Source organism: Sphingobacterium detergens, assembly GCF_003610355.1.
Classification (GTDB): Bacteria; Bacteroidota; Bacteroidia; order Sphingobacteriales; family Sphingobacteriaceae; genus Sphingobacterium; species Sphingobacterium detergens.
In genome coordinates this window covers 508,685-522,607 of record NZ_RAPY01000003.1, presented here as the reverse complement: position 1 = coordinate 522,607, position 13,923 = coordinate 508,685, and the positions used below count along the sequence as shown (strand labels likewise).

General features: G+C 40.4%; 10 protein-coding genes. 5 read left to right on the top strand and 5 right to left on the bottom strand.

Translation table 11 applies throughout. The features are described from left to right. Positions 1-141: 141 nt before the first annotated feature. Positions 142-1,170, top strand: a complete 1,029-nt coding sequence (locus tag DFQ12_RS17750) for a glutaminyl-peptide cyclotransferase (protein ID WP_120260380.1) — start codon at positions 142-144, stop codon at positions 1,168-1,170. A 578-nt stretch (positions 1,171-1,748) separates the two neighbouring features. Here DFQ12_RS17750 and DFQ12_RS17745 read toward each other — a convergent pair. Together DFQ12_RS17745 and DFQ12_RS17740 are read right to left on the bottom strand one after the other, a co-directional pair. Continuing rightward, the gene (locus DFQ12_RS17745; RefSeq protein ID WP_120260379.1) at positions 1,749-2,786 is read right to left on the bottom strand and encodes a Kelch repeat-containing protein; all 1,038 of its coding nucleotides are present in this window, start codon (positions 2,784-2,786) and stop codon (positions 1,749-1,751) included. Between the two features lie 3 nt (positions 2,787-2,789). After that, on the bottom strand, positions 2,790-4,199 hold the full coding sequence (locus DFQ12_RS17740) for a DUF4270 family protein (RefSeq protein ID WP_120260378.1): 1,410 nt from the start codon (positions 4,197-4,199) through the stop codon (positions 2,790-2,792). A 119-nt stretch (positions 4,200-4,318) separates the two neighbouring features. On the opposite strand from DFQ12_RS17740, the gene DFQ12_RS17735 reads away from it, so the two are divergent. Together DFQ12_RS17735 and DFQ12_RS17730 are read left to right on the top strand one after the other, a co-directional pair. Continuing rightward, complete coding sequence (locus tag DFQ12_RS17735) at positions 4,319-5,752, top strand: sensor histidine kinase (RefSeq protein WP_120260377.1); 1,434 nt, start codon at positions 4,319-4,321, stop codon at positions 5,750-5,752. 67 nt (positions 5,753-5,819) lie between these two features. Beyond that, positions 5,820-6,494, top strand: a complete 675-nt coding sequence (locus DFQ12_RS17730; protein WP_120260376.1) for a response regulator transcription factor — start codon at positions 5,820-5,822, stop codon at positions 6,492-6,494. A gap of 25 nt (positions 6,495-6,519) precedes the next feature. On the opposite strand, the gene DFQ12_RS17725 is transcribed toward DFQ12_RS17730, so the two are convergent. Then, complete coding sequence (locus DFQ12_RS17725) at positions 6,520-9,261, bottom strand: outer membrane beta-barrel protein (RefSeq protein ID WP_120260375.1); 2,742 nt, start codon at positions 9,259-9,261, stop codon at positions 6,520-6,522. 177 nt (positions 9,262-9,438) lie between these two features. On the opposite strand from DFQ12_RS17725, the gene DFQ12_RS17720 reads away from it, so the two are divergent. After that, positions 9,439-9,981: a TetR/AcrR family transcriptional regulator gene (locus DFQ12_RS17720; protein WP_120260374.1), complete on the top strand. Its 543-nt coding sequence runs from the start codon at positions 9,439-9,441 to the stop codon at positions 9,979-9,981. 219 nt (positions 9,982-10,200) lie between these two features. On the opposite strand, the gene DFQ12_RS28515 is transcribed toward DFQ12_RS17720, so the two are convergent. Further along, on the bottom strand, positions 10,201-10,332 hold the full coding sequence (locus DFQ12_RS28515; protein WP_279634414.1) for a hypothetical protein: 132 nt from the start codon (positions 10,330-10,332) through the stop codon (positions 10,201-10,203). A gap of 101 nt (positions 10,333-10,433) precedes the next feature. On the opposite strand from DFQ12_RS28515, the gene DFQ12_RS17715 reads away from it, so the two are divergent. Continuing rightward, the gene (locus DFQ12_RS17715; protein ID WP_120260373.1) at positions 10,434-12,140 is read left to right on the top strand and encodes a glycoside hydrolase family 3 protein; all 1,707 of its coding nucleotides are present in this window, start codon (positions 10,434-10,436) and stop codon (positions 12,138-12,140) included. 119 nt (positions 12,141-12,259) lie between these two features. On the opposite strand, the gene DFQ12_RS17710 is transcribed toward DFQ12_RS17715, so the two are convergent. After that, positions 12,260-13,807 (bottom strand): glycoside hydrolase family 10-like protein, encoded by a 1,548-nt coding sequence (locus DFQ12_RS17710; protein WP_120260372.1) that lies wholly within the window; start codon positions 13,805-13,807, stop codon positions 12,260-12,262. Positions 13,808-13,923 lie beyond the last annotated feature (116 nt).

The window sequence follows — 13,923 nt, the reverse complement described above, 5'->3', positions numbered from 1 at the left end:
TTTTAAAAATAGATTATATAGATGAAACCATCATGATTTATTCAAACCGAGCAAAGCGAGCTCATGAATGCCGCTTAAAACATACACTCGATGAATAAATCTGATAGCTTCATCACAATATGAATAAACAAATTTATACGGATGAAAAAAATAACGTATTTTATTGCGATTGCAACACTTGCTTTTGCTTCTTGTAAATCGAAAAAATCTGCTTTGGAATTTGCGTCACCAGGTGCAAACCAAGCCGTTTTAAAGGGCAGTCAAGTACAATTAAAATTGAAATTTGACGCAATTACCATGGATTCTGTCGCTTACTTTGTGGACGACAAACATGTTGGCTCCTCTACAGATACTGTAGCGATCACTGTAGAGACCAAAGATATGGCCTATGGTACACGCAATATTTCTGCAACAGTCTATAGTGGTGGTAAGTCAGATTCCGTATCCAGCACGTTCTATGTGGTTCCTGCAAGTGCAAAGAACTATGGATTCCAGGTTGTCAACAAATACCCGCATGATACCACAGCATTTACCCAAGGACTTCAGTTTGCCGATGGCGTATTGTATGAATCAAATGGACGATATGGTGAGTCTAATCTTAGAAAAGTAGACCTGACGACTGGAAAGGTCTTGAAAGAAATCAAATTCGATGAGAAAACTTTCGCTGAAGGGATGACGTTAGTGGGTAATAAATTGTTTATGCTAACCTGGCAGCAAGGTGAGGGATACGTTTTTGATAAAAATTCATTTACAAAAGAGAGCTCATTTAAATACGAAAATAGTAAAGAGGGCTGGGGGATTACCTATGATGGCAAGCGTTTAATTAAGTCAGATGGCTCCAATAAATTGTTCTTCCTGGATGCCGTTACTGGTAAAGAGTTGGGCTCAATTGGTGTATATGATGAGAATGGTCCCGTAGATCAATTGAATGAATTGGAGTATATTGATGGAAAAGTTTACGCGAATGTCTATCAAAAGGATGTTCTCGCAATTATCAATCCAGAGACAGGTGCTGTAGAGAGTAGGATTAATCTGGTCGGAATCTATGAACATACTTCAGCTTATGATAATGAGCTGAATGGAATCGCCTATGATCAAGCCAATAAACGCTTGTTCGTAACTGGTAAGTTGTGGAATACACTGTATGAAATCAAAGCAATAGAAAAATAGCGCGTATTAAGCGAAATGCATATAAAGAAAAGCGATGTCCCTGGGTATCGCTTTTCTTTTTACTGTGAGTCTAACAGCGCCAATATCATGTAAAGGGTATTGATCGTTCATGCGAGGCGACTTGGTCCAGGATAGACCTCCTGAGAAACACAAACTCATATAAATTCGCACGCTGGATATTGATGCATGGATCCTTCAAACATTAAAAAGTAGCCGCCACTCGATATCGCAGGGACCACTTTACATCTTGGCCTCTATAACTAAAGCGATCAGACAGAAACCAACAAAGACAGATCTTGTCGTAAAACCTGTATGCTTTCACAAACGCAAACAGCGATGGAAATCAACTGAAAGTTCTTTTTGGCCAATAAACCTAGGGCTGTGAGCTTATTGATACCTTGAGGAAAAAACGAGAATCAATAGAACCTTCATGCTCTTATAAGCATCAATAGCCATGGAAATCAACTGAAGGTTCTTTCTGACCAATAGAAAACAGACACTTTCAGAAAAAACAGACACTATAAAAAAAGGGATGAAACATATGTTCCATCCCTTTTCTATTGATTTATATTTTGTTATTAATAAACAGGAACAAAGCTCCAGTTATCATCAAAACGAGTTGTACCATTTAGACCTGTAGCAACATAACCAGTTGATCCGATTGTGTAAGCAACAGCATCTTGTCTTGCACCACCACCAAGGGCTGTATTGTCACTTGTCCAATAGTCGCCGCTGATATTATATTTCACAACTGAACTTGTTGCAGTCCCTTTTAATCCACCAGCTAAGAAACCACTATTGCCGATAACGAAAGCAGCAGCATTAGAACGAGTCATATCATAACTATATGTGCCATCGTTTCTGTTTAGATCTGCTAATTGTGTCCATTTGCTACCATCAAATTTGTAAAAATCTGCTGGGTAACCACCATTGGAAACTCCGCCGCCAACATATGCAGCATTACCCGATACAAATACAAAAGCACCTTTTCTCTTAGCTGTAAATGGAGCATCAGGAATTGCTTCCCATTTATTTAAATCTGGGTCATATTTGAAAAACTGATTGGTAAAGGAAGTACCATTTGCAATCGTTGTCTCTCCTGTACCCACATAGGCTTTTCCTCCGATAGTAAATGCTACAGCATTTGCTAATACGATAGGTAAATCAGCAACTTTAGTCCATTGTTTTCCTTTGTCTGCTGAAGGGTCAAATTTATAGAAATCTTTCAAGAAGTTTGCGCCATCATTACCGCCACCTACATAGCCAAAATCTCCGATAGCAAAAGCAATTGCGCCACGACGACCACTACTTTCTGCGTTATTATCCGCTAATGGATCTTTTTCGCTCCACGTATTAGATGCTGGATCATAAGCATAGGTATTTTTTAGGTTAACAGGCTTGCTACCTGCATTGTTTGATTGACCTGTAGTTACATAAGCGATGTTCTTTATTACAAAACTTGCTGCAGAGGAAGTTTGTGGACCTTTGTAAGCTGCTTTTTGAAACCACTCAGTAGATTTATCTTCAGTGTTGTCGTCGCTTTTTTTACAAGAAGAGAATGATGTAACTGTAACTACAAAAGCTGACAATACGAGTAGCCAATTTTTCTTGTTCATAAATTATTGAAATTTAGTATAAAGGATGTTTAATTTAATTCTTGGATCATTACCATCTTTTGCCAATATCAACCGATTCGCTGTACTTGAGAGCTGTGGAGGTATTGCTACTGAAGTCCCACCTACAGTTCCAACTGGTACTGGCAATGGGGGTAAAGATAGATATAATGAAGTGTTTTTATATGCTGTTGTTTTAATTTTATTTAAATAATCAATCAAATTAAAGGTGTATTTACCATTCGCGTCTCCAATTTTAATCAATCGAGCCACTTGCATTGCGTTTGCAGTCTCTAATGATGCTAAGGCACTAACAGGCGTCCCTTCGCTATTTGCGACCATAAGAACCAAATTACTTGGTTGCTCATAGCCTTCCAGTGGGTTGTTTTCTGCTTCAATGACAAGTTCCACCTTATTTATTGAAATTGTTGGATCATTGACCAATGATAATAACGTAGGGAACTCAATTTTCGCTACAACACCACTTGAACCTTCTAAGAATGTATTTCCGTTGGTTTTTTCAACATCAATCTGCGGATTTGATAGCGTCATAGATGAAAACTTTGTCGCAGAACGATCTGTTTCAATTTGGTTATATTGGTATGTTTTGCTGTCAATAGCAAAATACTGCTTGCCTCTTGTCTTGTTTCCCTCATTGTTTTCAAAAGAATAATGCACCTGTAGGAAAACAGTGTCTTTAAAGCCGATAATCGCTGTATTGTTATTATCTGGAACAAGCGCTAACCCTTTGAAATATTCTTGAAAACTCGTGTTATTTTGAATCCTGTTATCACCATCTTTGATCAATCTGAAAAGTTCATTGCTAATGGTACTATTGAATTTAAAGAACAATGAATCCGTTGCTTTGACACGAGGGTTAAAGGACAGCTCTGCTAATGGTGTGTTTTCATAAGCAAATTTTTTATTGCTGAATATACTGGCTGCAGTCACATAAAATGGTCGTGAAGTCGTTGGCTGTGTCGGATCAATTGGTGTCAGGGTGATATCATCCGTAACACGATGAACAGCGATTTTTTGCACTTTGGTTGTATCACCAGAATAGTATTTGTTTGGACTTAGAACCAAAGACACAGAATCCAATACCGCATCATCTGGAATGGCGGTACTGTTTATTGTACCAATTCCCAAACGCATATAAGAAGTTGATTTGACAGTACCAGTGACAGCATTGCTATTTTTTCCTACCAGAATCGTCCCCGTATTTGAAGTTGGAAGAGGATCCAATTGGTAAGTGGAAACTTTCACGGAAACAGTATCAATTGGTACTACGCCAATCGTTTCATCTCTTGAGTTATCCAAAGAAAGTGAAATGTCTTTATTACAACCGACAAAAGCTGCCAACGTAAAAAGTGGAAGTAAAAATTGTATACTACGTCTCTTAAAGTTTTTGATCATATTAATTTTTGAATAGTGCAAAAGTAATCAATGCTTACTGTTAATCAGTGTTATATTTTGTTAAATATGGTTAATTACCACAGCGATTGCAAATCTAGTAATTTAAATTTGTTTTCATTATGGGTAGAAGATTTAAATTGCTGATCAGCTTGATCGTTTTAATAGGCACAGGAATCACCGTTGTGTTGGGGATCTGGCTTTACGGAAGTTATACCAATCGGCGGGATCTTTTTCTGTCCACAGCTGAGCGGTCGCTCTTTAATGCGGTGCAGGAGGTATACCAGGCGGAAAATGGTGATCAACGATTGGATGGACCTGAGACCGAAAGAGATCAGCTGCTCAACGATGTGAAAAAAGAACTTCTACCTGCGGTACCGGAGACGGAGCTTGATCAGGCTTTGCAAAGGGTACGTGCCCGCCAGCCGCACAAAGAGCATGCTTTTCGTGGAGATCCTGATCGAAAAGGTAAAATGTATTCCAAAGATCGTGATCATCAGAATGCCATTATTCCGCCCTTTTTGTTCCGTGATTTTGAAATGAACAAAACGAATCTAGACCAGATCGACAATAAATTCAAAGAATCACTGAGCAATAAAAGCATTTCGGTACCCTATGAACTAAGTATCGTGACGATTCCACGTGAACAGGTGAAGGACGTACGTCGCGAATATAGGGAAAAGAACCTGGCCTGGACCAGACCGATGATGGTCAACCCCCTAAAGAATGAATTCCTCGTTGTCAAATTTCAGGAGGATTGGAAATACCTGCTGTACAGCTTGAGCTGGCAGTTACTGATTTCGCTGTTGTTGATTGGTCTTTTGTTAGGAACCTTCTTTTACCTGATGAAAACCATTTTTAAACAGAATAAAATGGCGGAGCTCCGAAAGAACTTTGTTGACAATATGACCCATGAATTGAAAACTCCAGTATCCACCGTAATGGCGGCGATTGAAGCCATACAATTATACGGGGTGCGGGAAGATAAGGTAAAGATGGACCGTTACCTTGATATTTCTAAAAAGGAACTTGAACACCTCTCCGGCATGATTGAAAAGGTCTTGCAGATGGATATTGACGCCTCTCGGGGAATAGTATTGCAACGGTCGGATTTTGATATTGTCGCGATGGTGGCAAGTGCGATTGAAGTGGCTCAGCTTAATAAAACAAAAACAGTCGAGGTGGAGCTCTTTGCTGATCCTGGATCGATCCTGATCAAAGGAGATGAGTCCCATTTGAAAAATGTCATCAATAATCTATTGGAGAATGCCATTAAATATGCTGGACCACATGTTAAGATTAAAGTTGAAATAAAAGGGGCTAAGGAGCATGTCCAGATCCATATTACGGATAATGGCAAAGGTATTGCAGCAGAATACCATCAGCAGATCTTCGATATGTTTTTTAGGGTACCTTCGGGCAACTTACATGATGTGAAAGGTTTTGGACTGGGGCTTGCTTATGTTAAGCAGGTTGTCAAACGCCATGAGGGCAAGATCAGTGTAGCGAGTGAGCTGGAAAAAGGGAGTACTTTTATGATCAGGTTACCATATTAACCTAAAGAAAGCTATCTTCAACATAACGTTAGTATAGAAAAAGCATTATTATTGAACAACAGGAATTATGATTAATATTTTATACGTAGAGGACGAACCGAGTCTGGCGATGATTGTTGCAGATAGTCTGGAGGCCAATGGTTTTCATGTCGTACACTGCAACAATGGGCAGGAGGCCTTGGATTCTTTTAGCATAGCGAAACCGGATATAATGGTTGTAGATGTGATGATGCCTGTCATGGATGGGTTCACCTTGGCGGCAAAAATCCGCGAGATGGACACCTTGCTTCCCATTATCTTCTTAACAGCGAAAGTGCAGACAGAAGATGTGGTCCGGGGATTTCGTCTCGGGGGAGATGACTATGTCAAAAAACCGTTTAAAATCGAAGAATTGGTCGTACGGATCGAGTCCCTGTTAAAGAATAGCCCCAAAATGCTCTTTGGACAGAAGCTGATGATCGGTGATTATACACTAGACAGTTTAAAGCACCAGCTGATTTATCAGGATGAAATGCTCAAGTTGTCTTTTCGTGAAAGTGAACTCCTCCGTAAGCTCTACGAACAGAAAGATAAGGTGATCGCCAGAGAAGAGATCATGCGTGCTTATTGGAGCCACGATAAGTACTTTACAGGACGAAGCCTAGATGTATTTATTAGCCGTATACGGAAGTATTTAAGCCAGGACCCAAGGATCAAAATTACCAATATACGAGGGGTCGGCTATATGCTTACAGTGGATTGATAACTGTGTTCCACGTGGAGATTTTTTATTCTTTTCGCATTCGATTAGCCTTCCCACCCATACCCCGTATATGATAGGTGAAACTCAAGATAGCATATCGGGTAATTGCATTGGATTGGGATACACGTACCCAAAGGTCGTTGACCTGTTGATTGACGTTTTTATTGTCATTAAAAATATCAAAAACCGTTAGATTGATCTCTGCATTTCTCCTTTTGAACAGCTTCTTGCCGACAGAAACATTCCACAATAAACTCGTTGTGCTGGGGGCGTTGAGGATACTTCCGTTATATAAATAATTGAACGTCGAATTTAAGGTCCAGCTTTGCAATAATGTCAACGCAATGGAATTGCTGATGGTATGTTTATAAACAGAATAATTGGATTTTTCAGTTGCCGAATTTTTTGAATACGATAAATTCCCATTATAATCCAATCCGATGATCAGTTCCTTACTGAACGCTGTGTTCACGCCAACGCGTTGACTCATACCATATGTTTTTGCATCTACTTTTTCCAGATTCAACAAGGTGTAGTTTTGATTGAAATATAGATTATTATTTAGGTTGATATTGAGCTTTAAGGGTTCTATACGATAACCAAGGCTATTGTGCCACTTTAGGTTGTAGACACCATCAAAATTTTCGGGTTTGATATATTGCCCTCCCGGTCCCAGTATGACATCGTTCTCAATGGTAAATGCCGAATCGGTTGTAAAGATGGTATTTGAAATCTTATCCTGAATAAAATCTGCCGTAAAATCTGATGTAAAGCTTCGGCCAGAAGCCTTATTGATAGACCTAAACTGCATAACCAGGTTGTGGTCATATTCCTGTTTTAGGTTTGGGTTGCCTGAAGTAATACGTAGTGGGTTCTGATTATCTATAAAGTCTTGTAACTGTTCAATTGCAGGCGTATTTGTTTTGGCATTGTAGCGTAATTCAATACGTGTTTCCTTGTTGAAATTATACTGGAAATTTAAGTTTGGCAGCAGACTGTTGAAATGGCTCTTTGTTTTTAATTTGTTTGGAAATAGTTTGTCGTTTAACTGATTGGCGGTCTGATAATCCAATCCGATTTGAAATCGTATACTATCTTTTTTATTGAATAAATAGGATACCCCAGCACTATGGTAAACAAAGTCATTGCGAAATTCATTCGAAAGACGGTTTTTCAATTCTCCCAATTGTTCGGTTTCTGCGAGGAATTCATACGTTTTACGGTCAGAATAACGGGCCGTATTTCGGAAGGTGTAATTACCCTGCAAACGGGAATATTTATCCAGCATCTCCGTATAGGCAATTTTTGAGCGAAAGCCATTGTTGTCACCATTGGAGTAATTACGATTGTTTGTGGTGTCAATTCGACTAAACTCCCCATTTCTATAATAGGTATTCAGGGCATAGTTTGCGGCATTCCCCTTGTTTGTGCTGAAAGAACCATTAAAGTTGAAGCTAATGGTTCGTCCCGGTTTGTTTAGCCTACGCATATAAGTCAGATCCCCGCCCCAGTTGAAATTTTCGCCAAAACTACTATTGTTCCTGTCGGATTGGTTGAGCATTTCGCTCAGGTTTAATAAGGTACTGCCCAGCGAGCTGCTATGTCTATTGTTGCTCTGGTAGGAGAAATTGGGCTGTATGTCCAATTTTTGAATAGAATCTATTTTCCAGTTCGCGCGCAGGGAGAAAGCGTGATTGTTTGTGTAGGTGCTGCCAGATTGCTGTTGATTGTTGATCTGGTTGGCTCTATTGCCTGCCGTATATTCCGTTTTGTTTTGGCTGATGGTATTATTGTCGGTATAGTTGTAGGTATAATTGGCGTTGAAATCCATCCGGTCCGCAAAAAAACGGTCGAGATAGTTGAATCCAGCATTGAAACGTGTTGTGACGCCCTGTCCTGTACGCCCCCGCGTGTTGCCTCGTGGCGCAAAACCATTGGGCTGATTGACGTTATTGGTATTGATATCTATGGAATATTGACGCTTTGGATTCATTTTGGTGACCTGCGTATTGATGGCATACTTCTCATCCGGACCAGCTCCGCCACTGATTTTGCCAAAATAAGATTTTCTTTTATCCGGTTTGGTGACAATATTGATCACTTTCTGGCGTTTGCCATCATCAAATCCGCTGAATTTTGCTTGTTCGGTTTTGTCATCAATAAGCTGAACTTTGGCAATGACATCCGCAGGTAAGTTTTTAAGGGCGACTTTTGGATCGGTGCTGAAAAACTCGCGACCATCAATAATAATCTTACTTACGGCTTCCCCCTGCGCCTTTACATTACCATCTTCGTCAATTTCTACACCCGGGATTTGTTTGACCAGTTCGTCGGCATCCGCAAATTCAGGTGTAACATATTTTTTGGCATCAAATTCTAAGGTATCGCCTCGCACCTGTATACTCGTCGGTGAGATGCTGATTTCGTCCAGTACGATCTCCGAGCTGTTGAGCTTAAAATTGACCTCCACAGTTTTACCAGCTAATTTGATCTTCCGAATATCTGCCGTATAGCCCATTGGCTGTACCGAAATCAGATAATCACCATTGGGAAGTGTGATACTGGTAAACTTGCCCAGGATATCCGTTGGTGTTTGCAGCTTACTGGAGTCTTTTAAGGCAATGATCGTAACACTGGCACCTGAAATAGGTTTTGAACCGTTGCTATCCATGAGCTTCCCCGAGATATACTGCTGGGCAAAAGCATTCATTTTTAACAGCATTAAACTAAGGGAGAGTATAACAGTTGTCCAGGTCTTGATTTTCATTGGTTGAGGATGTCTGCGTGGCTTTAGGCGTTGTTGTTGGTTCTATTTTTTTTATTTGTCAAATTTATGCGACTATTTGATACGAATTACTATCATTTTAGTTACAATAATCCTAACTGAACGGAAAGATTAGATATATTTGCAGTAGAATTAGAAATCAACTGAACGGCATAGTATATGAAAGAAAGTGTTTTGAGTAGAAAAGAGCGTATTATGAAAGAAGCATTGCTGCTTTTTTCAGACCAGGGCTATACCAATACGTCTACCAAAACAATAGCGCAGAACGCTGGCGTTTCTGAGGCTTTGATATTCAAACATTTTGGTAACAAAGACGCACTCTTGGTCTATTTGATCAAATCCGGATATCGCAAGGTCCTGACCCATCACCGTGGGATGATGACCTATCGTGAACCCAAAGACTTCTTACGTACTATGATCAACCTTCCCAATAAGTTGGTCAGTGCCGAACCCATATTCTGGAAATTACAGGAACGACTGTCGCATCACCCGTTCTCCAAACAACAACATGAGCAGTTTATGAAACCAGTGCAGCCGATTATCCATCGTGCTTTTGAAGAACTGGGCTATGAAAATCCTGAATTGGAAACGCAATTTCTCCTCTTGATCATTGATTCATTTTGGAAAAAGGAAGCCATCGGCGAATTGGAGCATGTTATGGAATTGACACTGTTTCTGGAGAAAAAGTATAATTTGCTTTAGATTATAGTATTGAGTATCTAGTATTGAGTATTTAGATTCTGGTTGTTTAAGCTTACAGCTGATACCTCATCTTATCTTTTAGTACCTAGTATTTAGTAATGAGTATTTAGATTCTGATTGTTTAAGCTTACAGCTGGTACTTCTTTTGCTTTTACTCTTGGGTATTTTAGGCTTGCTTAAGCTTATTGCAGAGACTTAGCTATAACTGGCGTTCATTACCTAATCAAATCCATAACCAGATTCATCCCGAAATCGGTTCCCGACAAAATCAACGATAAACAATAGGTACATCCGGCAGCACTTCTCAGGTATTGTATCATTATATTCCCCTTTATTGTGTTCGAAATGCATCTTGTTGCATGTTTTAATAAAATTGTTGCAAAAACAATTTCATATTATCCAAAATAATAACGTTATTAGTATTCTATTTAAGACATTATACAAACTAATTTATGTTCAAAAAATTCAGTCTGGGCCTATTGGCATTGGCCAGTGCGCTATCATTTGCGAAGGCACAGGACAAGAAAGATTTTGTAAAATACATCAATTCCCAGCATGATTGGGTAGATGCCGTATTTAATACCTTGACTCCAAAGGAAAAAGTGGCCCAGTTGTTCCTTGTAAGGGCACATACTAATCTTGGTCAGAAATATATTGATTCCGTGGCGCAGGTTGTTCAAGATGAACATCTGGGTGGTCTTGTGGTTTTCCAGGGCGGTCCTGTGCGTCATGTGGACATGTTCAATCGTTATCAGTCTTTATCTAAAGTGCCCTTAATGATCACTTTTGATGGAGAATGGGGGCTTGGTATGCGTATGCCGGATTCTACGTTGTCATTCCCTTATCAGATGACGCTCGGTGCTGTGCAGGACAATCAATTGATCTATCGCATGGGACGTGAGGTTGCGCTGGATTTTCATCGTATCGGTATGCATTTCAATTTTGCACCAGATGTGGACATCAATAACAACCCCAAAAATCCGGTCATCGGTATTCGTTCTTTTGGCGATAATAAATATAATGTCACCAAAAAAGCGAAAGCCTATATGGACGGTATGGTGGATGGTGGTATCTTGGCTTCCATTAAGCACTTCCCGGGACACGGTGATACAGATGTAGATTCACACTATGACCTGCCTAAGCTTCCTTTTGATAAAACCAGATTGGATACGCTGGAACTGTACCCTTTCAAAGAACTTATTAAAGCCGGTGCACCAGCGGTTATGGTTGCGCATATGAATATCCCTATTTTGGATGACACCCCGAATATGCCATCCTCTATTTCTAAAAAGGTTGTTACAGATCTATTGCGGAATGAACTTGGCTTTAAAGGCTTAACAGTGACTGACGCGATGGATATGAAAGGCGTCAAAAAATTCTTCCCGAATGGTGAAGCCGATGTTCAGGCAATCATTGCCGGACACGATCTCCTTGAGGTATCCGAAAATAGTAAACGCGCAATTGACCTTATTCTGAAAGCAATTGAAGAAGGTCGGATCTCGCAGGCAGATATTGATGCACGTGTGAAAAGAGTATTGGCTGCTAAACTCTGGTTAGGCCTAGACAAATACCAGGCAACCCCGCAGCAGAATCTGTATGCCGATTTACATAGAACGTCTGCAGTTCAGCTGATTGATGAATTGTCCAATGCTGCTATTACAGCCCTCAACAGCACCGAAAAATTAAAATCCCTTAAAAAAGATCTACCTACAGCGATTATCAATGTCGGTGTTGCTGCCAATCAAACATTCCAGAACGAACTGGCGTCGGGATTGACCAACGAAACACAATATTTTGTGCCAGACAGCTTGAGCAAAGATGATATGAAACGTCTTGTGAAAGAAATCAAGAAAAACAAGCAATACATCATCGCTGTACACGATACGCGGTTACGCCCACGTCCTACAATGCAATTGAATGAAAATGTACAGAACCTGATGAAGAAGTTTGCAAAAAAATCCATCTTGACCCTATTTACAAATGTATATGCATTAGATGGGGTAGAAGCATCGAAGAAAGCGAAGACAATTTTGCTCGCTTATCAAAATGATGCTTTTATGCAGCAAGCTGCTGCCAAAACAATATTGGGACAAAATGTTCCTAAAGGAAAATTGCCTGTTACCATCAATAAAAAATTCAAGTACGGACAGGGCAAATAAAGTCGCTATAAAATCACACCAATAAAAGAGCCCTCCTGGATCGCGCTGCTGTCATCAGCACAGCGGATCCGGGAGGGCTCTTCTTATTTTTTTGTCAATGTCAATCGTACAGACGAAGATTAGCTCTCCTCATCTTCCTCCCGACTGTCAGAAGGACGACTCTCATTTTTCAGTCGATCTATTGCGGTGACGACATATTTATAACGTTGATTCTGTTTGATGTCATCATCTGTATATTGGAGTTTATCGGCATCGTATGTGATAAAGATAATTTTGCTTGGATCTTTGATATTGATGTGCTCACCTACGACAAATCGATAGACGACATAACCATAGGCCGATTGACCATCGCTTGCCACATCCGGTTTCTGCCAAAAAAGCGTGTTCATTTTTCCGTTGGCGGATGATTTTACCAGCAAGCCGAAAGGAGCGTTTGGAGGAATGCTGTCCAGCCAAGGCATCGTCGGGGGTAAAGCAGGGCTACGATATAGGTCATTTCGCATGGAGTCCTGTAATCCGGCCAAATTGTCCATGAGCGATTTGGAACTGAAATAGATACTTCCTTCGACATCGTGTTCTTCGCGTAGGTGGCGTACCTGTCGGGGGATCTGACTTTTGTCGGTCCATCCGGTTTTATTTTCTGTTACACGGTAAGCTCCATGTCCCACATAAAAATGCCGACCATAGGTATGCCGTTGCCACCAGGATACCAGAACCTCATATGCCGCGGCGCGGTTTTTAAATGGAAAGTAAATCTGTGGATTGATATAGTCGATCCAGCCTTCCTGCATCCATTTTACACCATCGGCATAGAGCTCACGATAGGCACTTAGCCCACGTGTTTCCGAGCCAATACTATTGTTTTCCTTATTATCCCATACACCACATGGACTGATTCCATATTTGACATAAGGTTTTATCCTTTTGATCGCAATGCCGAGGTCACGCACGAGCATGTTCACATTATTGCGTCGCCAGTCTTCAATATTTTCAATGCCATTATTATACTGGGCAAAAGTCAGCTGATCCGGGACGGATGTATTCCGGCTATCGGGATAAGGGTAAAAATAATCGTCAAAATGAATACCATCCACATCGTAATTCTTGACAACATCCATAATGACATCGATGATATATTTACGGACATCGGGCAGCCCCGGGTTGAAAAGTTTTTTTCCTGCGTATGTAAAGAACCATTCGGGGTGACGTTTGGTGATATGGTCCTCTGAGAAATGTGCGGGATTCAAGGTAGTTGAGGCCCGATAGGGGTTGAACCAGGCGTGCAATTCCATGCCTCTTTTATGTGCTTCCTCAATGGCAAATTCTAAAGGATCATAAAATGGCGACGGGGCCAGCCCTTGCTTTCCTGTCAGGTATCTGCTCCAGGGCTCACGACCTTTGCCATAAAAAGCATCTGCTGCAGGCCGCACCTGTAGGATGATTGCATTTAGACCCGCACTACGGTGCTGGTCCAGGAGGTCTATAAACTCCTGCTTTTGCTGGGCAACGTTGTTGCCCGCTCTGACCGAAGGCCAATCTATATTACCTATGGTTGCAACCCATACACCACGAAACTCTCGCTTAGGTATTTGTTGGGAATATGTTCTGATCGAAAATAAACAGATAAAAAAAGCAAAAAAAGAATATAAATATGTTTTTCCCGTCATTCTATAAATTGTAGCCAACAAAGATAGGGAAGCATTTCTTACTTTTTCCCTAAAAAATGTAAGATGTTTGTTGGATACTTGTTAAAAGAATGTCAGCTTGGTTTTCAAATTGATAA

Bases quoted from the DNA above. Each gene is read 5' to 3' on its own strand.
- DFQ12_RS17750 (WP_120260380.1), top strand. From the start codon at position 142: ATGAAAAAAATAACGTATTTTATTGCGATTGCAACACTTGCTTTTGCT.
- DFQ12_RS17745 (WP_120260379.1), bottom strand. From the start codon at position 2,786: ATGAACAAGAAAAATTGGCTACTCGTATTGTCAGCTTTTGTAGTTACA.
- DFQ12_RS17740 (WP_120260378.1), bottom strand. From the start codon at position 4,199: ATGATCAAAAACTTTAAGAGACGTAGTATACAATTTTTACTTCCACTT.
- DFQ12_RS17735 (WP_120260377.1), top strand. From the start codon at position 4,319: ATGGGTAGAAGATTTAAATTGCTGATCAGCTTGATCGTTTTAATAGGC.
- DFQ12_RS17730 (WP_120260376.1), top strand. From the start codon at position 5,820: ATGATTAATATTTTATACGTAGAGGACGAACCGAGTCTGGCGATGATT.
- DFQ12_RS17725 (WP_120260375.1), bottom strand. From the start codon at position 9,261: ATGAAAATCAAGACCTGGACAACTGTTATACTCTCCCTTAGTTTAATG.
- DFQ12_RS17720 (WP_120260374.1), top strand. From the start codon at position 9,439: ATGAAAGAAAGTGTTTTGAGTAGAAAAGAGCGTATTATGAAAGAAGCA.
- DFQ12_RS28515 (WP_279634414.1), bottom strand. From the start codon at position 10,332: ATGCATTTCGAACACAATAAAGGGGAATATAATGATACAATACCTGAG.
- DFQ12_RS17715 (WP_120260373.1), top strand. From the start codon at position 10,434: ATGTTCAAAAAATTCAGTCTGGGCCTATTGGCATTGGCCAGTGCGCTA.
- DFQ12_RS17710 (WP_120260372.1), bottom strand. From the start codon at position 13,807: ATGACGGGAAAAACATATTTATATTCTTTTTTTGCTTTTTTTATCTGT.